The following is an 18,571-nucleotide window of genomic DNA, read 5'->3' on the forward strand; positions in this document are numbered from 1 at the left end:
CGGCTTTTTTATGCCTGAGTATTGCGCTTAGAGCCAGCGCGGCCAGCCGTCTGGGCGGCGTGACTCTAGCTGATCGAGGTAGTGGCGGCCGCCCAGTTGGCGCATTTGCTGGCGAATCCAACTTGCCTTGCGGGCGATGTAGCCATTCGGGCGGCCTGCGCTCCAGCGCAGCGGGTTGGGCAGCACGGCGGCCAGTTGGCTGGCTTGGCGATTGTTCAGATAGGGCGCACCGACGCCGAAGTGATAGCGCGCGGCGGCCTCGGCGCCGAAGATGCCGTCGCCCCATTCCACGCTATTGAGATAGACCTCAAGGATTCGCTCCTTCGACCACAACAGCTCGATCAGCGCGGTGAACCAGGCCTCAAGGCCCTTGCGCAGCCAGCTACGGCCCGACCAGAGGAACAGGTTTTTCGCCACCTGCTGGCTGAGCGTGCTGGCGCCGCGCAGCGAGCCGCCGTTCTGGTTGTGCACCAGCGCTGCCTGGATGGCGCCGATGTCGAAGCCCCAGTGCTCGGCGAACTTCTGATCCTCACCGGCGATCACCGCCATCTTCAGGTCATCCGGCAGCTCGTTCCACGGGCGCCATTGACGCTTGAGTTCCAGGCTCTTGCCGTCATGCCAGGCTTCGATCTTGCGTTCGATCATCAGCGCCGTGCCGGGTGGCGGCACCCAGCGCAGGACGAGCACCAGCGCGGCGCTGGCCAGCATGAACCAGAGCAGCAGTTTGAGGAGGCGGCGGGTCAGGGAACGAAACATGGCGGCTATTAAACCAGATGGTCGGCTAAGGGCGGAGGTGAAGTGCGAATTTCTTCGCTGCTTGAGGCCGGTGTGACAATGCTGCTCACTTGCCCTGACGTGACAGCAGGTACACTGCGCGGCATCTTTTCCTGCTCTTGGAGGTTGTATGGCTCGTTTATGGCTGCTGCTGTCCGCCTTGTCCGGTTTCACTGGCGTCGCTCTCGGCGCCTTCGCGGCACACGGGCTCAAGAGTCGTCTGACACCGGAGTATCTGGCGATCTTCCAGACCGGCACGCACTACCAGTTGATCCATGCGCTGGCCCTGTTCGGGGTCGGTCTGCTGGCGCTGCATATGCCGGGGCGTCTGGTAAATATCGCGGGTGCAGCCTTCGCCATTGGCATCCTGCTGTTCTCCGGCAGCCTTTATCTGCTGACGCTTAGCGGTATCAGCAAGCTGGGCATCATCACCCCTTTCGGTGGTCTCGCCTTTCTCGTCGGTTGGCTGTGCCTGGGGCTGACGGCCTGGAAGTTGGCCTGATTCAGGCCTCAAGGATGATGACCAGCGGCGCCTTTTGGCCTTGGTCGTGGGCGGCTCTCGGGCTAGAATGCCGCCCCCTCTCTCTAGTTGTGACCGACCCGTTATGCGTATTCAGTTGAACGGTGAACCCCTGGATCTGCCCGACGAGCAAAGCGTCGCAGACCTGCTGGTGCGCCTCGATCTGGCTGGGCGTCGTGTGGCGGTCGAACTCAATCTGGACATCGTTCCGCGCAGCCAGCACGCCACCACCCGCCTCGCCGAAGGCGACCGCGTAGAGGTGGTGCACGCTATCGGCGGCGGTTGAGCAGCCAGCGGCACCGTTTCATGACCGCGACGGGGTGGCGAGCCGAGAGCCGCGCCCCATGATCCGAGGAGTACCCATGAGCCAAGTTCGCAACGACAAGCCTTTTACCCTGGCCGGTCGCACCTTTGAGTCGCGCCTGCTGGTCGGCACCGGCAAGTACAAGGATATGGACGAAACCCGTGACGCCATCGCCGCGTCGGGTGCCGAGATCGTCACCGTGGCGGTGCGCCGTACCAACATCGGGCAGAACCCTGGCGAGCCGAACCTGCTCGATGTGATCAGCCCGGACAAGTACACCATCCTGCCCAACACCGCCGGTTGCTTTGACGCGGTCGAGGCTGTGCGTACCTGCCGCCTGGCGCGTGAGCTGCTCGATGGGCATAACCTGATCAAGCTGGAAGTGCTGGCGGATCAGAAGACTCTGTTCCCCAACGTGATCGAAACCATCAAGGCCGCCGAGATTCTGGTCAAGGACGGCTTCGATGTGATGGTGTACACCAGCGACGACCCGATTATCGCCCGCCAACTGGCCGAGATTGGCTGCATCGCGGTGATGCCGCTAGCCGGCCTGATCGGCTCGGGTCTGGGCATCTGCAACCCGTACAACCTGCGCATCATCCTCGAAGAGGCGAAGGTGCCGGTGCTGGTCGATGCCGGCGTGGGCACTGCCTCCGATGCCACCATCGCCATGGAGCTGGGCTGCGAGGCGGTGCTGCTCAACAGTGCCATCGCCCATGCGCAGGATCCGATCCTCATGGCCCGCGCGATGAAGCATGCGGTCGAGGCCGGGCGTCTGGCCTACCTCGCCGGCCGTATGCCGAAGAAACTCTATGCCAGCGCGTCCTCGCCGCTGGATGGCTTGATCAAATAACGATGCGATTTGCTGCGGGCTGCTGTGTCGGCTCGCCATATCGCCAAGCAATCGACAAGAGCACAGCATGACCGATACCCAACAGCCGGAACTGACCGAAGACGGTCGCCAGCGCCGTACCATCAAGAGCTTCGTGATGCGCGCCGGGCGCATGACCGAAGGCCAGCAACGCGGCCTGGACAAGGGCTGGCCGTTGTTCGGCCTGGAGCTGGCCGACGGCCTGCGCGACTTCGATCAGGTGTTTGGCCGCAGCGCGCCGCGCACCTTCGAGATCGGTTTCGGCATGGGCCATTCCACTTTGGAGATGGCTGTCGCCGCGCCCGAGCAGGACTTTATTGGCGTCGAGGTGCACAAACCTGGCGTGGGCGCACTGCTCAACGGCGCGATTACGCAGAATCTGAGCAACCTGCGCGTCTATAGCTGCGACGCGCTGGAAGTGCTGCGCGACTGTGTGGCCGACGCCAGCCTCGATCGCGTCTTGCTGTTCTTCCCCGACCCCTGGCACAAGGCGCGCCATCACAAGCGGCGCATCGTCCAACCGGCCTTCGCCGAGCTCGTGCGCAGCAAGCTGAAGATCGGTGGCGTGTTGCACATGGCCACCGACTGGGAGAACTACGCTGAACACATGCTTGAGGTGATGAACGCCGCACCGGGCTACCGCAATTTGGCGGCTGATGGCACCTATGTACCACGCCCCGACGAGCGCCCAGTGACCAAGTTCGAGCGCCGTGGCGAACGCCTCGGGCATGGTGTCTGGGATCTGAAGTTCCAACGCCAGGCATGATGACTTCCGCACGACGCCTGATCGTGCGGGCAAGCAGCGTTTCAGACTAGATCGGGCCCACCCGACAGCCAGGATGGAACCTCACCGCACTACACAACAATAAAGCTCGCCCCAAGGGCGAGCACAGATAGTCGCGCGAGTGTTGCAGGCGCGGCGAGGAGAGCATTGTGTTGAGAACGGTTTCCCTCCTGCTGTTGAGCGCCCTGGCGCTGCAGGTTCAGGCCAAGGTCGACGCGGATCAGTCCGAACGTCTTGGTCGTGATTTGACGCCGCTAGGCGGTGAGATGGCTGGTAATGCTGCCGGCACCATCCCGGCCTGGACGGGCGGAGTGGCCAAGCCCCCGGCAGGCTACCAGCCGGGTATGCATCACCCGGATCCTTTCGCCGCCGATCAGCCGCTCTACCGTGTCGACAGTCAGAATCTGGCGCAATACGCCGCTTTGCTGTCGCCGGGCATGACGGCCTTGCTGGAGCAGAACCCGGATTTCTACCTGCGCGTATTTCCCACTCGGCGCAGCGCCGCTGCACCGCAGCGTATCTACGACGCGACGCGCTTCAATGCGCTCAATGCCGAACTGATCTCCGGTGGCAATGGCGTGCAGGGCGTGGCCTCCGGGATTCCCTTCCCCATACCGCAGAGTGGCCAGGAAGCCATCTGGAACCACGTCATGCGTTATCGCGGTGAGCAGATCAGCATGGTGACCAACCAGGCGGCGGTGCTTGCCAATGGCAGCTACAACCTACTCAAGCTGGAGCGTGAGGTGTATTTCCTCTACGGACGCGAGGGCGTGACGCCGAAGGATCTGGGCAACACCCTGTTTTATTACAAGTACCGAGTGGTCGCCCCGGCGCGGCTTGCAGGTTCAGCCTTGGTGGTGCAGGAAACTCTCGATCAGGTGCTGGCGATCCGTAAGGCCTGGCGCTTCAACAGTGGCGAGCGCCGCGTGCGCCGCCTGCCGATGCTCGCCTATGACAGTTTGCAACCGGATACCAACGGCATGGCCACTGCCGATCAGGTCGACTCCTACAACGGTGCGCCGGATCGTTACGAGTGGCAGCTATTGGGCAAGCGCGAAATGCTCGTGCCTTACAACAGCTATGCCGTCCACCAGCAAGGCATCGCCTATGACCGCATCCTGCAGAACAAACACGTCAACCCCGAACTGCTGCGCTATGAGCTGCACCGTGTGTGGGTTGTGGAGGCATCGCTGCGCAAGGGCTTCAAACACCCTTATGGCAAACGGCGCTTCTATCTGGACGAAGACAGTTGGCAGATCCTCGCGGTCGATCTGTACGACCAGGATGGCGAACTGAGCGGCCTGCAGGAGGCGCATCCGATCAGTTACTACGATGTGCCGATGTTCGGCTCCACCCTGGAAACCATCTACGACTTCAAGGGGGGCCGCTATTTCGTCGATGGTCTGGACAACAACGAGCCGATGTACAACTTCAGGGCCAAGCTGACGCCGCGCGATTTCACCCCACAGGCGCTGCGCCGCGAAGGTAATTGAGGTTCGGTGTGGCATCGGGCCGGGGCGCGCTCCGGCCTCGATCAGATGGGCTGCGCTAATTGCGATCCGCGAGAATGCCGATGACTGCGAAAATCAGGATCAGCACCGGGGCCAAGGTGAAATTGTTGAAGTACGCCAGGCCCTTGGCCAGCCAGGGCGTGAGAAAGATCATGGCCAGGCCGTAGCCGACAGCGCAGAAAATCACGAACAACAGGGTACGCAGAACGAAATTGAGGTTACCGATGGTGCGTTGTACCCAGGCATTGATGGCCGGGCCGAATAGCACCAGCAGCGTGGCCATGATGGCCAGAGAGATATCGCTGAGGTGGCTGCGGCTCCAGCGCGAAAGGGTGACGATCAGGTCCAGTAGCAGATCCATTCAGACTCCTTGAGTGCGGCGCGGCGTAAGCGATGGCCGCGCGAATCAGGCGCGTTAGCCTACCGGATTACTCTCGCGCTGTGGGTGAACTAGGCCAGGAACAGTTGCAGCAGATCGTTGAGAAATAGCTGGCCTTTGGCCGTGGCGACTAGGCTTGTGTCGCCGATTTGCAGCAATCCCAGGCGCTCCCCTTCGCGTCGTGCGCTATCGAGTTGCGCAAGCGGCAGGCCGGTACGCTGGGCAAACAGTTCAGCGGGCGCGCCGTCGGTTAGGCGCAGTACGTTCATCAAAAACTCGAAGGGCAGTTCGTCGGTGTCGAGTAGGCGCTCGCCGGCCTGATAAGCCTTGCTTGGGTCGAGGTAGTCCTTGGGCAGGCGCGTCTTCCAGGTGCGCAGGATGCGCCCATCCGGCGTACTCAGTTTGGCGTGGGCGCCGGCGCCGATGCCGAGAAAATCACCGAACGTCCAGTAATTGAGGTTGTGCCGCGCCTGTTTGCCTGGCTGAGCGTAGGCGGACACCTCGTACTGCGCATAGCCCTCGGCGGCGAGCAGCGCCTGGCCGACTTCCTGGATGTCCCAGAGCAGATCGTCCTCGGGCAATTGCGGCGGCTGGCTCCAGAACACCGTGTTCGGCTCCATGGTCAACTGATACCAGGACAGGTGTGTCGGTGCCTGAGCGATAGCGGTGCGCAGGTCGTACAGGGCGTCCTCGATGCTCTGCTCGGGCAGGCCGTGCATCAGGTCGAGGTTGAAGTTGTCGAAGCCGGCGGCGCGGGCCATATCGGCGGCGCGAATGGCCTCGTCACCGTTGTGGATGCGCCCCAGGGCCTTGAGCTTGGCCTCCTGAAAACTCTGCACACCAATCGACAAACGATTGATGCCGAGGCTGCGGTAACCCTTGAACTTGGCCTGCTCGAAGGTGCCGGGGTTGGCTTCCAGGGTGATCTCGATATCCGGCGCGAAAGCGATGCGCCGTTCGACGCCTTCGAGCAAACGGCCCAAGGTGCGATCGGAGAACAAGCTCGGCGTGCCGCCGCCGAAGAAAATCGAGGTCAGTGGCCGCCCATGGACATGCTGTAGGTCGATGTCGAGATCAGCCAGCAGCGCGTCGATGTACTCCTCTTCCGGCAGCGTCGGCCCGGCAGCGTGGGAGTTGAAGTCGCAATAGGGGCATTTGCGCACGCACCACGGAATGTGGATATAGAGCGCGAGGGGCGGGAGCAGGAAGCACCCGCCAGCGGTATCGCTCATGTCAGCCCCAAACGCTGCTTGAGCAAGGCCATGGCGCGGGCGCGGTGGCTGAGGCGGTTCTTCTGCTCGGCGGGCAGTTCGGCGCTGGAACAGTTGGTTTCCGCTACCCAGAACAGCGGGTCGTAGCCGAAGCCGTGTTCGCCGCGCGCCTCATGCAGGATGCTGCCGTGCCACAGGCCTTCGCAGAGGATCGGCAGTGGATCGTCGGCGTGGCGTACGAGGGCCAGGGCGCAGACGAACTGCGCGCCGCGCTCGGCATCCGGCACGTCTTTGAGGGCCGTGAGCAGCTTGGCATTGTTGGCCGCATCGCCCTGGCCATCGGCATAGCGCGCTGAATAGATGCCAGGGGCGCCACCGAGGGCGTCCACCGCCAGGCCTGAGTCGTCGGCCAGTGCCGGCAGGCCGGAAATTCGCGCGGCGTTGCGTGCCTTGAGAATGGCGTTTTCGACGAACGACAGGCCGGTTTCTTCCGGCTCCACCTGGCTAAATTCGCCGATCGAGCGCACGCGCACGGCGTCGCCGAGCATGGCTTGCAGTTCTTTGAGTTTGCCGGCGTTGTGGCTGGCCAGTACCAATTCGGTGAAGGGCATCATTCGTCCGGGAAGATTTCTTGGTTGAAGGTGATGCGGTGCGACTCCTCACCCTGGCGTACGTCGAGGGTGAAGGTCATGACTTCGCGGTTGCTGAACGGGAACTGCGCCACGTAATAAATGGCGCCGCTCTCGCTGATCTGGCGAAAGGTCAGTGGCGTGTCCTGGCCTAGCAGGTTTTTCACCTGGCCGCTGACCTGCGCGGTGCTGGCCTTGCCAGCCTTGAGCACGGCGACGTTGACCACGCCCTGGGTCTTGCTGCGGGTGAGCCCGCTGGCGGCGGCGATGTCCGGCTGCAGGAAGCTGGAGTTGAACACGCTGTAGTGCACATCGAGATCGCCGAAGCTTTGCTTGCGCTCGGCAGCCGCCGGCAGGGCCACGCACAGGGCAATGAGCAAGGGAATGATGCGGCGCATGATGGAGTCCTCGTTCAGACCGCGACGGGGTGGTCGGCCAAGCCTGCCGCACTGATGCGGTAGATGCCGATTTCGCCCAGCAGGTTGGGCCAGATACGGCTGGCGAGGCCGTGGCGGTGGTCGCGGTCCACCGCCAGGCGTTCTTCCACGCGGGCACCTTGAGCATGGCACAGGCGCTCGAAGTCTTCGAAGGTGCAGAAGTGGATGTTCGGCGTGTTGTACCAGGTGTAGGGCAAAAAGTCCGAAACCGGCATGCGACCTTTTGTCGTCAGGTACCAGCGGCAGCGCCAGTGGCCGAAGTTGGGGAAGGTGATGATGCAGGTCTTGCCGACACGCAGCATCTCGGCCAGCACTTTATCCGGGTAGTGCAGGGCTTGCAGCGACTGCGTCATGACCACCACGTCGAAGCTGTCGCTGGCGAAGTTGCCCAGGCCCAGATCGAGGTTCTGTTCGATGACGTTGACGCCGCGCTCGATGCACAGGGCGATCTTGTCCGGGTCGATTTCCAGGCCGTAGCCTGCAACCTGTTTGTTGTCGCGCAGCCAGGCGAGCAGTTCGCCGTCGCCGCAGCCCAGGTCGAGCACACGGCTGCCTGGGGCGATCCATTCCTGGATGATGTCCAGATCCGCTCGCATGCTTACACCTCGATCCGTTTCATGTAGCTGCCGAACGCCTGCAGGTAACGCGGTATCGGCATGAGGAAGGCGTCATGGCCCTGCGGGGCGTCGATCTCCAAGTAGCAGACGTTCTTCTTCGCCGCCGTCAGGGCGTCGACGATTTCCCGCGAGCGAGCCGGGGAGAAGCGCCAGTCGGTGGTGAAGGACATCAGGCAGAAGTCGGCCTTGGCCACGGCCAGCGTTTGCGCCAGGTTGCCGTCATTGGCGGCGGCCGGGTCGAAGTAGTCCAGCGCTTTGGTCATCAGCAGGTAGGTGTTGGCGTCGAAACGCCCGGAAAACTCCTCGCCCTGATAGCGCAGGTAGCTTTCCACCTGGAACTCGACGCTGTGGAAGTCGTAGTTGAGCTTCTCGCTCTTCAGGCCGCGACCGAATTTCTCGCCCATGGCGTCATCGGAGAGGTAGGTGATGTGGCCGACCATGCGCGCCAGCATCAGGCCGCGCTTGGGCACCACGCCCTGCTCGATGAAGTGCCCACCGTGAAATTCCGGGTCGGTGAGAATCGCCTGGCGTGCGACTTCGTTGAAGGCAATGTTCTGCGCCGACAGCTTGGGCGCCGAGGCGATCGCCAGGCAATGGCGCACGCGCTCGGGGTAGCTGATGGTCCATTGCAGCGCCTGCATGCCACCGAGGCTGCCACCAATCACTGCTGCCCATTGCTGTATGCCGAGTTGGTCGGCCAGGCGCGCCTGACTGTTGACCCAGTCTTCCACCGTCATCACCGGGAAGTCGGCGCCGTAAGGCTTGCCGGTGGCCGGGTTGGCACTGCCAGGGCCGGTGGAGCCGTTGCAGCCACCGAGGTTGTTGAGGCTGACGACGAAGAACTTGCGTGTGTCGATGGGTTTACCGGGGCCGATGCAGCTATCCCACCAGCCGGGTTTGCGGTCGTCCGGGCTGTGGTAGCCGGCAGCGTGATGATGGCCAGACAGCGCATGGCAGATCAGTACGGCATTGGAGCGGTTGGCGTTCAACTCGCCATAGGTCTCGACGACCAACTCGTACTCGCTCAAGCTGCGTCCACAGGCCAGAGGCAGTGGCTCGCTGAACTTGAATACCTGGGGGCTGACCAGGCCGACGGAATCTTCGGGAAAGGCAGTGGGCATGGAAAGGCGGCTAACGAAGCGGGGAAGGGCGCCAGTCTAAAGAGCACCGCCCGCAGCGGCAAGCAAGCATGCGGGCGGGGCGTCAGCGTCTCATGGCGGTCTTCACCATTGCAGGCAGATCTTGCCGAAATGCTGGCCGTTTTTCTGATGCTCGAAGGCGCTGGCCAGTTCGCTGAAGGCGAAGGTGCGATCAATCACCGGGCGGATGCCGGTTTGCTCCAGGGCGCGGACGAACTGCTGCTGATCCGTGCGGCTGGCGACGATCAGGCCCTGCAGGCGGGCTTGTTTGCGCATCAGGGTGGCGGTCGGTATGTCGCCTTGCAGGCCAGTCAGTACGCCAATCAGGGCGATATGCCCGCCGACTTTCACCGCGTCGATCGATTGTGCCAACGTACCAGGGCCGCCCAGCTCAATGACATGCTCGACGCCTTCGCCGCCGGTCAGCGCCTTGACCTGCTCGGCCCAGTTCGGGGTGCTCTTGTAGTTGATCAGTGCATCGGCGCCGAGCGCCTTGGCACGTTGCAGTTTTTCGTCCGAGGATGAGGTGACGATCACCCGCGCGCCCATGGCCTTGGCCAGTTGCAGGGCCGCAATGGAAACGCCGCCGGTGCCCAGGGTCAGCACGGTGGCACCGGCCTTGAGCTGGCCGTCGACCACCAGCGCGCGCCAGGCGGTCAGCGCGGCGGTGGTAATGGTGGCGCTTTCAACATGGCTCCAGCCTTGTGGTGCTTTGGTAAAAGCGGCGGCTGGGCGTACCACGTACTCGGCGGCCATGCCCTGCACGCCGTCACCTGGGGTGTGGCCGAAGTGGCCTACCCCGGCGAAGGGCTGACCGGCCAGCCAGTTGGGAAAGAAGGTCGAAACCACCGAGTCGCCCACGGCAAACTCGCTGACATCGGCGCCGACGGCCTCGACCACGCCAGCACCATCGGACATCAGGATACGGCCATCCTCGGTCGGCGCCGCGCCGCTGGCCACCAGTAGGTCGTGATAATTCAGCGAACTGGCCTTGATCGCGACGCGAATTTCTCCCGGCCCAGGTTGGCCAGGATCGGCCACTTCGCTGAGGGCGATCTGCCCGAAACCACCGGGCTTGCTGAGGGTCATGGCTTTCATCGTGCGCTCTCCTGTCAGCTATCTGGCCACTCTGCTAGCAAAGCGGCGGGAATATCATCGGGCACCTTAAACTTCTCGCGCGATGCCTGTCTAACCCAGACCAATAGACTTGGGAGAGGTTCGGACGGAGGGCGCGGCCATTGCTCTGCTTGGCGCGCAACGCTTTCCGTGATGACGGTCATGCTATTGCCCTGCCAGCATTGAACCGTCATCCAGCGTCCGGCACTCTCCGACATTGCCCTACTCATGGATGGAGAACTCAGCATGCTGGATGCCAACCAGGCGCACATCACCCTGACCATCCCCGCCGTCGACAGCGACCTGCAGGTGCTGTCGTTCCTCGGTCGGGAGATGCTCAACAAGCCCTATTGCTTCGAGATCGATCTGGTTAGCCCACGCGCCAATCTCGATCTGCATGAGCTGATCAACCAACCCGCCTACCTCGCCTTCGGCCCCAGCGGCAAAGGCGTGCACGGCATCATCTACGGCGTCGAGCAAGGTGACTCCGGTAAACGCCTGACCCGCTACCGCATCGACTTGCGCCCAACCCTGGCCTACCTCGGCCACAGCTTCGACCAGCGCATCTTCCAGCACATGACCGCGCCGCAGATCATCGCCGCCGTGCTCGAAGAACACGGCCTGCTCGACGGCACCGACTACCGCATGCAGTTCGGCCCCTACGTCTACCCCGAGCGTATCTACTGCACCCAGTACGACGAGAGCGACCTGCGCTTTATCCAGCGCCTGTGCGAAGAGGAGGGCATCAGCTTCCACTTCCAGCACAGCGAAGACGGCCACGTCGTGGTCTTTGGCGACGACTCCAGCGTCTTCCCCAAGCTCGCCCCGCTCAACTACCAGCAAGGCAGCGGCCTGGCGGCCAGCCACGAAGTGGTACGCGCCTTCGGTGTACGCCTGGAAACCCGCACCACGCAGGTCACCTGGCGCGACTACGACTTCGAACAACCCAAACTGCAGATGGAAGCGGGCTACAGCAGCGAGTTCACCCCGGCGCTGGAAGTCTACGACTACCCAGGTCGCTTCACCGACCGCAACCGTGGCAAGCACCTGGCCAAACGCAGCCTGGAACGCCTGCGCAGCGACTACGAACTGGCTGAAGGGCAAAGTGATGCCTACCTGTGCAGCGGCCACTTCCTCGCCCTGGCAGGGCACCCGCGCCAGCAATGGAACGACCTCTGGCTGCTCGATGAAGTGATCCACGAAGGCAAGCAACCGCAGGTGCTCGAAGAGTCGGTCACCAGCAACACCAAATCGGGTGACGGCTTTCAACAAGGCTACCGCAACCGCTTTACCGCCACGCCCTGGGACATTCCCTACCGCCCCGCGCTGGAGCATCCCAAACCCAAGGTGCTCGGCAGCCAGACTGCTGTAGTCACCGGCCCGGCGGGTGAAGAGATCCACTGCGACCAGTATGGGCGGGTGAAAGTGCAGTTTCATTGGGATCGCGACGGCCAAGGCAACGACACCACCAGTTGCTGGCTACGCGTGGCCTCCAACTGGGCGGGCGATGCCTACGGCGGCGTGGCCATCCCGCGTGTCGGCATGGAAGTGCTGGTCACCTTCCTTGAAGGCGACCCCGACCAGCCGCTTATCACCGGCTGCCTGTACCACGCCGAACACGTCGTGCCTTATGAGCTGCCCGCGAACAAGACCCGCAGCGTGTTCAAAACCCTCAGCAGCCCAGGCGGTGGAGGCTACAACGAATTTCGCATCGAAGACCGCAAAGGCGCCGAGCAAATCTACATCCACGCCCAGCGTGACTGGGACGAAAACATCGAACACGACCAGAAAATCCGCATCGGCAATGAACGCCACGACACCGTCGAGGCCAACACCTACAGCCAATTCAAAGCCGAAGAACACCGCACCACCGACCTCGACCGCAAAGTGGAAGTACGCGCCAACGACCACCTCACCGTCGCCACCACCCAGCACAACAAAATCGGCACAGGCCTGTTTATCGAGGCCGGCAACGAGATTCACTACAACGCCGGTAGCAAAGTCGTCATCGACGCGGGCATGGAACTCACCGCAGTTGGCGGCGGCAGCTTCGTCAAACTCGATCCCAGCGGCGTAACCATCAGCGGCGCGACCATCAAGATGAACACGGGCGGGGCGCCGGGTAGTGGCTCGGGGTTGAAGATACTGGGGCCGGTTATTCCGTGGGCGGCGGATCAGGATAAGGCGGGCGCTTTACTACAAGCCGTGTTGCCTAATGTTTTTGTTCTCCAAAGCCTGCGCAGAAGCGCGATGGTGCCAGTTTGTGGCAAGCAGGCCAACGGCATTTGTAGTCGGGAGGACTGTCCATGTCTGCGTGGCTAAAAAACTTCATTGCGTTGCCACGTTTGGCGTGTTTGCCGGAGATGCCAGGCGGCAAAGATCTCTATTTTTTGATCGATACTGTGCTCCAGCCTAATACTGCTCAGCAGTTGTATGGCCTAGGTGGGCAGATGGAGGCTCGCAGTTTATTCCTAGGGACGGATTTTGCTGGCCTAGTTGAATGCAGTCCGCTCTGGATCAAGGTTGAGGCTGGCAGTGAGGCCGCCGACCTAGCCGGAACGCTCTGCGTAAGCGAGCGGGCCGGTATCGCACTGGAAATTACGACAACGGAGGAGGCGGCCTTCAAGCATGCTCAGTGTCTGCTGCGTATGCGTAGCTCAAGCGCCGGAGACGTCTTGTCCCGCTTCTATGACCCATTGTTCTGGAGTGCTCTGGCGCTGACTACCTCCAGTAGCCTTCAGGCGAATCTGTTTGGCCCTTGGCTGCGAGTCTGGACACCGGCCGAGCCGGATAGCGAGGCGGCCTGGCTGTCCTGGGAAAACTCAGCCGACTCCACAGCTATACCGACTGCCCCCCACCCCCTGGTGGTGAGTGCCGAAGCGATCGCTACGCACGACGATCTGCGCTGGTATTACTGGCTCTGTTCGCAATGTGAGGCGATGCCGTACAGGCTGTCGTATGGGAGCCTTTCTCTGGTCATCGACAACCTACGCCTGTTGGTCAGTCATGGCATTCAGGACGGGCGGCACCTACAGCGCCTGCTGTCCCTGCTTGATCGCATGCCACTGCCTCAGCAGGGAGAAGTCATGACCGTGCTGAATAGCAGCCTGCCCAGTTACCAAAAAGTGCAACGCCTCGAAGGAATGACAATATGACAGGAACGTCCACTTCCACCGCTGCAGCGCCAATCACTAGCCGAGCACCTGTCGTCCTGCCCGGCGATGAACCGCCCAAGGCAGTGGAGACCAGCGCCTTCTGCCCCAGTGACGACAAACCACACTGTGGTCAGAAGGAATTCGCCGACATGGTTTACGTGACCGGCCAGCACAAGTTCTGGCTGCTGCCGGTAAGCGTTGCGGAGGCCCTGCAAGAGTGTGCAGAAAAATTGCGCTCGGTGGCGAGTATCGAAGACAAGGCCGCCCGTCAGGCTGAGTTAGATGGGCGCGGTCTATATAAACCATTCATACCTGCTGAGGCCAAGGCGTTCCTCAACGCAACTGATAAGGCTCGCTACGAGCAGTTAGTCAGCGAAGTAGACGCACTAGAGCGGCAGATTGAGCAAGATAGCGAGCAGTTCAGCGATGAGAACTATCAAAATGCTCAAGCTGCCAAGCTGCGTGCGTTGAATGACATGCACAGCGGTAAAAGAAACGACTCCTACTCACCGGAGTATGCCGACTACCAGCGTCGTGAACGGGAATGGCAGGCTCTGGGCGATGAGCAGCGTGTTAAACAGCGTGAACTGGCAGAGCTGCGCAAACGTGGGCTCACTGCCGCGCAAAAAGAGGGCCTGTATGTGCAGGCGGATCGCATCTACAGCCCGCGAGAGCGCGCGATCAAGGAGGCCTTGGATCGTTACTGGGCCTTGGCTGGGCGCCGAGAAGAACACCATGAGGTTTACGATGGACTGGGCGCAGGTGAAACTGGAACTTACCAACCACTGTGGCAAGTACTCAACGCCTATCGCAAGGCAATAGCCACTTGCCAAGACAAAAATGATGCCTACTGCAGCGATGTGCAGATATATATCGCCCAGTACAACCGGCTATACGATTACGAGCTCAAACCCTACATGGATTTGATCATCGAGCTGGCTAACTTGGGGGTCGCTGTGCCTGAGTTCGCTCTGTGCAGCGGCGATCCCAAAGTGGGTATAGAGGCGTTCGATAAGTACATCGTGGCGCGTCAAAGTTTGGATACGCTACGTGCTCAGATCAGGGCTAAGTTTATCCGCTTCAAGAGCGCGACTGCCGGCTACGCCGCACCACCGGACACATTGTTCGCCGAGGAAATGCAAAAAGCTAGCGACGTCAATCTGCTGATGATGGATCTTCGCAAGCAGGCCGAGGCTAACCTGGCTCGCTTGAAACCCTATCGTATTCTGGTGTGGGAGGCAGAGGACTATGCCATCAAACCGCTCGATAGCCTGGCCAAGGACGACATCCCTCTGCGCGAATTTTCGCTGTCGTCTTTAGGTAAAACGCTATCTCATATCAGTTTGAACGACCTGCCGTTCAACCCTTTTGATAAGAAGACTTGGAAAAAGGCCAGTAAGACCAGCAAACTGGCGGCACTCGATCAGCCGAGTAAAGACGAGCAATTCAGCCTCTACCTTAAAGAACAAGGGGCTATTGAAGTAAGTCCCGAGAAACGTTGGTTCAATGAGGAGGGGTACTTTCATCCGGAGTCGTTCTTCGTCTGGCTGGAAATTGAGCGTGGCTATCAGGTTAAGAGCCTACAGAGCCCGGCCAGCCGTGAGCTTTGGGCCGAGGGTGTGCGACAGATGCTGTTCGATGAATCGCTGATCCGCAAGATCATGTTGTTCGACAGTAACTACCAGGCCCAATACTTACGGATGGTCACCCAATGGTATAACCCCGATCTCAAAGCCAAAGTGGAGGCTGCACCAGAGCTTAGCGTCAGCGCAGGCAAGGGGGGCAAGCTCGCCTTAGCTAGCGCAAAGCTGGAATTGAGTTATACCTCCTGGCGTGGCGAAGTGGATCTGATCGACTGGAAAATTCCCGAGCCCGCCAAGGCTCGCCCCATGCTGCTGCATTACCGCGTCGACAATGGCAATTGCGAGCGGCCAATCCAGACGATCGATCTTGGGCGTTACTTTATTTCCTGCAATGTGAAGGCATGGGGCTTTGCTGGCGCTAGTCTGAGCCTGGCCCGCGATCTGGAGTTAAGCAGCGAGGACGGTCGGTTAGGTATATCAGGGGTCGATTTTGGCCAGCGTGAAGGCTCTGTCGCCGAGCTCAAGTTGTTCGCGGGCGCTCAGGCCGGCTGCCGTATTAGTGGCGCTTTGTACTGGAACCCGCCTGCGGGTGTGTTGATGCCACCGCCACTACCGGGCGAGCAGCCAAAGAAGGGCTGGCGTGCCCTAGCCAAGTTGCAGGCAGAGGTTAACGGTGGAGTGGGCTTAAGCGGTGAAGCCGACTTCCGTCTGGGGCTGGTTAACGGCCGGCTGATCTTCTCGGCCAAGGCTTCGCTGTTCTGGGGGGCGGGGGCTAAAGGCGGGCTCTCCTTCGCCATCGACTACGAAAGCCTTGCCGACTGGCTCGGTCTGTTTCGCCAGGCGCTGGTCAACAGCAACTACCGCCAGCTCGACTGGATTACACCAGAGGCCTTCAATTACCTCAGCAAGCTGTCTTATATCTGCCTGACCACCCTGGGTGATGTGGCGTTTTTTGCTGCGCGCAGTATCGATGATATCAATGCACTGTATAGCCAACTGACTGGCCGCGGGAACGGTGGATATATTGCTTATACACTGACCACCAGCGAGCGGCGGACTGATTTCAAGAAGTGGTTTGAGGGGTTGCCGCCGGAGGCAATAGGGCCGCTACTATTAAGTCTTACCGAACCTCCTCGCACGCTGAATCCTGACGGGACGGATGAAAGTATTAATCCGGTTCGAATTCGCTTGATGCAACAACAGGCTATTGAACTATGTATTAGCTGGATGCATGACTCAGCGCGAGGCGTCTTTAGTGAGAAGATACCTAACAACGCACAGCGCCAATATGAAGAAGCGATAACGCGTATGAATCCGAATGGTAAAAAAACAGATGAAAATCCGGAGGCTGCATTTTGCAAAGGGCTCTTCAGATTAATGGATTTCATGGACGCCAATACGGGGTCTTATGTTCCACGGCATAATCTAGATCGAAAGCAGTTTAATGAGCGCATTGCTAGGCTTGGTATGCACGTAAATCATATCTGCAAGGTTGGTTATCGAAGCTAGCGCAATGGTTTTGTATTCTTGGTTGGAAAAATTAACTGCGTATAAGAGTCAGAGGTGTTGATTGTGTCTATTCGAACGATCGTTGTGTTATGGTTTTTTTTGTTTGCAGGGGGTGTAAATGCTGATTTAAGCCCGGCAGTACAGGAAGCAAAGAGTAAAGGGCTTGTTCTTTATCAGCAGAGAAAGCAAATAAGTGCGACTCCTTATTTGAAGATTGCCGCAGAAGCCGGAGATCGCGAGGCACAATATTATCTAGGTGAGGCATTACGTCATGCCAAATTCTTCATGAGTTCTGAGGCTCAGAGGTGGTATGAGGCTGCAGCAGAGCAGGGGGATCTTCACGCCATGTTGCGGCTGGCCAGTAAGCGCGACTTGTGTGGCACGCTAGAGGCATGTTCCCAGGATCAAGATTACTGGCGGCAGCGTGCCTATAAAGAAGGGCTTGAGCGAGCCGAAAAAGGTGACTTGCAAGCCATGAGTCAGATGTACGCCGTTACCGGCGATCCGGATTGGTTGAAGAAGGCGGCGGAAGCGGGATCGCTGGTAGGGCAATATCAACTTGCTAACTATTACAAAAACGGAAATGACTGGTTTTTCTTACCAGGTGCTCGTGAACGTGAAGTGGAAAAGTGGTATGGAGCAGCAGCAGAAAATGGTCATGCGCTTGCGATGATGGAGTGTTTTGGAATGTCGGCCACTAGAGGCGACTTTGAAAACGCCCGTAAATGGTTGGTAAAAGCTGCTGAAAAGGGAGAGGTCGATGCAGTTAGTACCTATGGAGCTAACCTTGTACATATGCCCGATCAGATGGGGTTCCCGCTAGATAAAGTTAGAGGTTATGCATTTTTATCATTGGTTGCTGAGATACGACATGAAGGGGATGATTTTGAGCGTGGACTGCTAAAAGCAATAGAACCTACGATGTCTGCGGATCAAATTTCTAAAGCAAAAGCTTATGCGGAAGAATGGAAGAAGACACATCCAGCTATTTCGTACTTCGATCCACGTTTTGGGTTTTAGGGAGCGTGGCACGTTGTCGCGAGTTCTGACCTTAATTTTCTGTACATTCGTCGGTGTGGTAAATGCTGGGCTCTCTCCGCAACAGCAAGCAGCTCGCGATCATGGCTTAGCTATATATAAGCAGGGCTCCTGGATAGACTCTCAGCCATTCTTGCGTGAAGCCGCCGAAGCAGGTGACCGCGAAGCCCAATATTATTTGGGGGAGGCGTTACGTTTATCCAAACGCTATATGACTGCTGAAGCGCAGAAGTGGTATCAAGCTGCTGCAGAACAGGGGGATATCCACGCCATGTTGCGGCTGGCCAGCAAGCGCGACCTGTGCGGCACTTTAGAAACATGCTCCCAAGATCCGGATTACTGGCGGCAGCGTGCCTATAAAGAAGGCCTTGAGCGGACAAAAAAGGGTGATTTGCAAGCCATGAGCCAAATGTACGCCGTTACTGGCGATGCAGATTGGCTGAAGAAGGCTGCGGAAGCAGGATCGCCTATAGGGCAATACCAACTTGCCAACTACTACAAAAACGGAAAGGGCTGGTTTTTCTCGCCAAGTGCCCGTCAGGAGGCAGTGGAGAAATGGTATAGGGCAGCAGCAGAAAATGGTCAAGCGAATGCAATGATGCGGTCTTATGAAATATCTATCGCTAAAGGGGATTTCGAGGCAGCACGTAAATGGCTAAAAATGGCAGCAGAGGCCGGGCTAGTAGATGCCGTCAGTACCTATGGAGCCAAATTGGCCCATATATCTGATATTGGTTACCCTTTAGATCGCATAAAAGGTTATGCATTAGTTTGGTTGGTTGTTAATTTGGGTTCGCCAACTAGCCACTACGATCAGGATGTACTAAATAAAATTGCACCAAAGATGACTTCGGCGCAGCTTGAGCAAGCTAGAGCGTATGCGGAAGAATGGAAGCGGACTCATCCACCTCTTTCATTTTTTGACCCGAGGTTCGGTTTCTAATTTGAGAGGCGGTTAGAGTTTTTGCTGTTCGTTCTGCTGGTTTTTTGTGTA

General features: G+C 59.5%; 18 protein-coding genes. 10 read left to right on the top strand and 8 right to left on the bottom strand.

What is annotated here, in order from left to right:
• Window positions 1-27: 27 nt before the first annotated feature.
• On the bottom strand, window positions 28-756 hold the full coding sequence (gene mtgA, locus AERO9A_RS05270) for a monofunctional biosynthetic peptidoglycan transglycosylase (protein ID WP_159970880.1): 729 nt from the start codon (window positions 754-756) through the stop codon (window positions 28-30).
• A gap of 148 nt (window positions 757-904) precedes the next feature.
• Here mtgA and AERO9A_RS05275 point away from each other — a divergent pair, with 148 nt between their 5' ends.
• From AERO9A_RS05275 to AERO9A_RS05295, 5 genes are all read left to right on the top strand, one after another.
• A complete protein-coding gene (locus AERO9A_RS05275; RefSeq protein ID WP_159970881.1) occupies window positions 905-1,276 on the top strand; it encodes a DUF423 domain-containing protein in 372 nt (123 codons plus the stop codon).
• A 103-nt stretch (window positions 1,277-1,379) separates the two neighbouring features.
• Complete coding sequence (gene thiS, locus AERO9A_RS05280) at window positions 1,380-1,580, top strand: sulfur carrier protein ThiS (protein ID WP_159970882.1); 201 nt, start codon at window positions 1,380-1,382, stop codon at window positions 1,578-1,580.
• Window positions 1,581-1,656: 76 nt separating this feature from the next.
• Window positions 1,657-2,451: a thiazole synthase gene (locus AERO9A_RS05285; RefSeq protein WP_159970883.1), complete on the top strand. Its 795-nt coding sequence runs from the start codon at window positions 1,657-1,659 to the stop codon at window positions 2,449-2,451.
• Window positions 2,452-2,518: 67 nt separating this feature from the next.
• Window positions 2,519-3,235 carry a tRNA (guanosine(46)-N7)-methyltransferase TrmB gene (gene trmB, locus AERO9A_RS05290; RefSeq protein ID WP_159970884.1) on the top strand — a complete coding sequence of 239 codons (717 nt, stop codon included), beginning with the start codon at window positions 2,519-2,521 and terminating at the stop codon, window positions 3,233-3,235.
• 167 nt (window positions 3,236-3,402) lie between these two features.
• A complete protein-coding gene (locus tag AERO9A_RS05295) occupies window positions 3,403-4,746 on the top strand; it encodes a DUF1329 domain-containing protein (protein WP_159970885.1) in 1,344 nt (447 codons plus the stop codon).
• Between the two features lie 55 nt (window positions 4,747-4,801).
• Here the strand turns inward: AERO9A_RS05295 and AERO9A_RS05300 are convergent, their stop codons facing one another.
• The 7 genes from AERO9A_RS05300 to AERO9A_RS05330 form a co-directional block, all read right to left on the bottom strand.
• On the bottom strand, window positions 4,802-5,125 hold the full coding sequence (locus AERO9A_RS05300) for a DUF3392 domain-containing protein (protein WP_159970886.1): 324 nt from the start codon (window positions 5,123-5,125) through the stop codon (window positions 4,802-4,804).
• 89 nt (window positions 5,126-5,214) lie between these two features.
• Entirely contained in the window at window positions 5,215-6,375 is a 1,161-nt protein-coding gene (gene hemW, locus AERO9A_RS05305) for a radical SAM family heme chaperone HemW (RefSeq protein WP_159970887.1), read from the bottom strand.
• The gene (rdgB, locus tag AERO9A_RS05310) at window positions 6,372-6,968 is read right to left on the bottom strand and encodes an RdgB/HAM1 family non-canonical purine NTP pyrophosphatase (protein ID WP_159970888.1); all 597 of its coding nucleotides are present in this window, start codon (window positions 6,966-6,968) and stop codon (window positions 6,372-6,374) included. Before rdgB ends, hemW begins: the two co-directional genes overlap by 4 nt.
• On the bottom strand, window positions 6,965-7,381 hold the full coding sequence (locus AERO9A_RS05315) for a DUF4426 domain-containing protein (RefSeq protein ID WP_159970889.1): 417 nt from the start codon (window positions 7,379-7,381) through the stop codon (window positions 6,965-6,967). Before AERO9A_RS05315 ends, rdgB begins: the two co-directional genes overlap by 4 nt.
• 14 nt (window positions 7,382-7,395) lie before the next feature.
• Entirely contained in the window at window positions 7,396-8,016 is a 621-nt protein-coding gene (metW, locus tag AERO9A_RS05320; RefSeq protein ID WP_159970890.1) for a methionine biosynthesis protein MetW, read from the bottom strand.
• A 2-nt stretch (window positions 8,017-8,018) separates the two neighbouring features.
• The gene (locus tag AERO9A_RS05325; RefSeq protein WP_159970891.1) at window positions 8,019-9,158 is read right to left on the bottom strand and encodes a homoserine O-acetyltransferase; all 1,140 of its coding nucleotides are present in this window, start codon (window positions 9,156-9,158) and stop codon (window positions 8,019-8,021) included.
• A gap of 102 nt (window positions 9,159-9,260) precedes the next feature.
• Window positions 9,261-10,274: an NAD(P)-dependent alcohol dehydrogenase gene (locus AERO9A_RS05330; RefSeq protein WP_159970892.1), complete on the bottom strand. Its 1,014-nt coding sequence runs from the start codon at window positions 10,272-10,274 to the stop codon at window positions 9,261-9,263.
• A 264-nt stretch (window positions 10,275-10,538) separates the two neighbouring features.
• On the opposite strand from AERO9A_RS05330, the gene AERO9A_RS05335 reads away from it, so the two are divergent.
• Genes AERO9A_RS05335 through AERO9A_RS05355 form a run of 5 tightly spaced genes read left to right on the top strand, consistent with a single transcriptional unit; the run spans window position 10,539 to window position 18,520 of the window.
• Window positions 10,539-12,614: a type VI secretion system tip protein VgrG gene (locus AERO9A_RS05335; protein WP_159970893.1), complete on the top strand. Its 2,076-nt coding sequence runs from the start codon at window positions 10,539-10,541 to the stop codon at window positions 12,612-12,614.
• Window positions 12,599-13,447, top strand: a complete 849-nt coding sequence (locus tag AERO9A_RS05340) for a DUF4123 domain-containing protein (protein ID WP_159970894.1) — start codon at window positions 12,599-12,601, stop codon at window positions 13,445-13,447. The genes AERO9A_RS05335 and AERO9A_RS05340 overlap by 16 nt, the downstream gene beginning before the upstream one ends.
• Entirely contained in the window at window positions 13,444-16,539 is a 3,096-nt protein-coding gene (locus AERO9A_RS05345; protein ID WP_159970895.1) for a hypothetical protein, read from the top strand. The genes AERO9A_RS05340 and AERO9A_RS05345 overlap by 4 nt, the downstream gene beginning before the upstream one ends.
• A gap of 54 nt (window positions 16,540-16,593) precedes the next feature.
• Entirely contained in the window at window positions 16,594-17,559 is a 966-nt protein-coding gene (locus tag AERO9A_RS05350; protein WP_218580128.1) for a tetratricopeptide repeat protein, read from the top strand.
• A 13-nt stretch (window positions 17,560-17,572) separates the two neighbouring features.
• Window positions 17,573-18,520 (top strand): tetratricopeptide repeat protein, encoded by a 948-nt coding sequence (locus AERO9A_RS05355; protein WP_159970897.1) that lies wholly within the window; start codon window positions 17,573-17,575, stop codon window positions 18,518-18,520.
• Window positions 18,521-18,571: the final 51 nt, after the last annotated feature.

Origin of the sequence: Pseudomonas sp. 8Z (assembly GCF_902506535.1) — a bacterium.
Lineage (GTDB): Bacteria > Pseudomonadota > Gammaproteobacteria > Pseudomonadales > Pseudomonadaceae > Aquipseudomonas.

Coding starts and splice junctions, on each gene's coding strand:
- AERO9A_RS05325 (WP_159970891.1), bottom strand. CDS start 9,158: ATGCCCACTGCCTTTCCCGAAGATTCCGTCGGCCTGGTCAGCCCCCAG.
- rdgB (WP_159970888.1), bottom strand. CDS start 6,968: ATGATGCCCTTCACCGAATTGGTACTGGCCAGCCACAACGCCGGCAAA.
- mtgA (WP_159970880.1), bottom strand. CDS start 756: ATGTTTCGTTCCCTGACCCGCCGCCTCCTCAAACTGCTGCTCTGGTTC.
- AERO9A_RS05285 (WP_159970883.1), top strand. CDS start 1,657: ATGAGCCAAGTTCGCAACGACAAGCCTTTTACCCTGGCCGGTCGCACC.
- AERO9A_RS05330 (WP_159970892.1), bottom strand. CDS start 10,274: ATGAAAGCCATGACCCTCAGCAAGCCCGGTGGTTTCGGGCAGATCGCC.
- hemW (WP_159970887.1), bottom strand. CDS start 6,375: ATGAGCGATACCGCTGGCGGGTGCTTCCTGCTCCCGCCCCTCGCGCTC.
- AERO9A_RS05275 (WP_159970881.1), top strand. CDS start 905: ATGGCTCGTTTATGGCTGCTGCTGTCCGCCTTGTCCGGTTTCACTGGC.
- AERO9A_RS05300 (WP_159970886.1), bottom strand. CDS start 5,125: ATGGATCTGCTACTGGACCTGATCGTCACCCTTTCGCGCTGGAGCCGC.
- AERO9A_RS05345 (WP_159970895.1), top strand. CDS start 13,444: ATGACAGGAACGTCCACTTCCACCGCTGCAGCGCCAATCACTAGCCGA.
- AERO9A_RS05335 (WP_159970893.1), top strand. CDS start 10,539: ATGCTGGATGCCAACCAGGCGCACATCACCCTGACCATCCCCGCCGTC.
- trmB (WP_159970884.1), top strand. CDS start 2,519: ATGACCGATACCCAACAGCCGGAACTGACCGAAGACGGTCGCCAGCGC.
- thiS (WP_159970882.1), top strand. CDS start 1,380: ATGCGTATTCAGTTGAACGGTGAACCCCTGGATCTGCCCGACGAGCAA.
- AERO9A_RS05315 (WP_159970889.1), bottom strand. CDS start 7,381: ATGCGCCGCATCATTCCCTTGCTCATTGCCCTGTGCGTGGCCCTGCCG.
- AERO9A_RS05340 (WP_159970894.1), top strand. CDS start 12,599: ATGTCTGCGTGGCTAAAAAACTTCATTGCGTTGCCACGTTTGGCGTGT.
- metW (WP_159970890.1), bottom strand. CDS start 8,016: ATGCGAGCGGATCTGGACATCATCCAGGAATGGATCGCCCCAGGCAGC.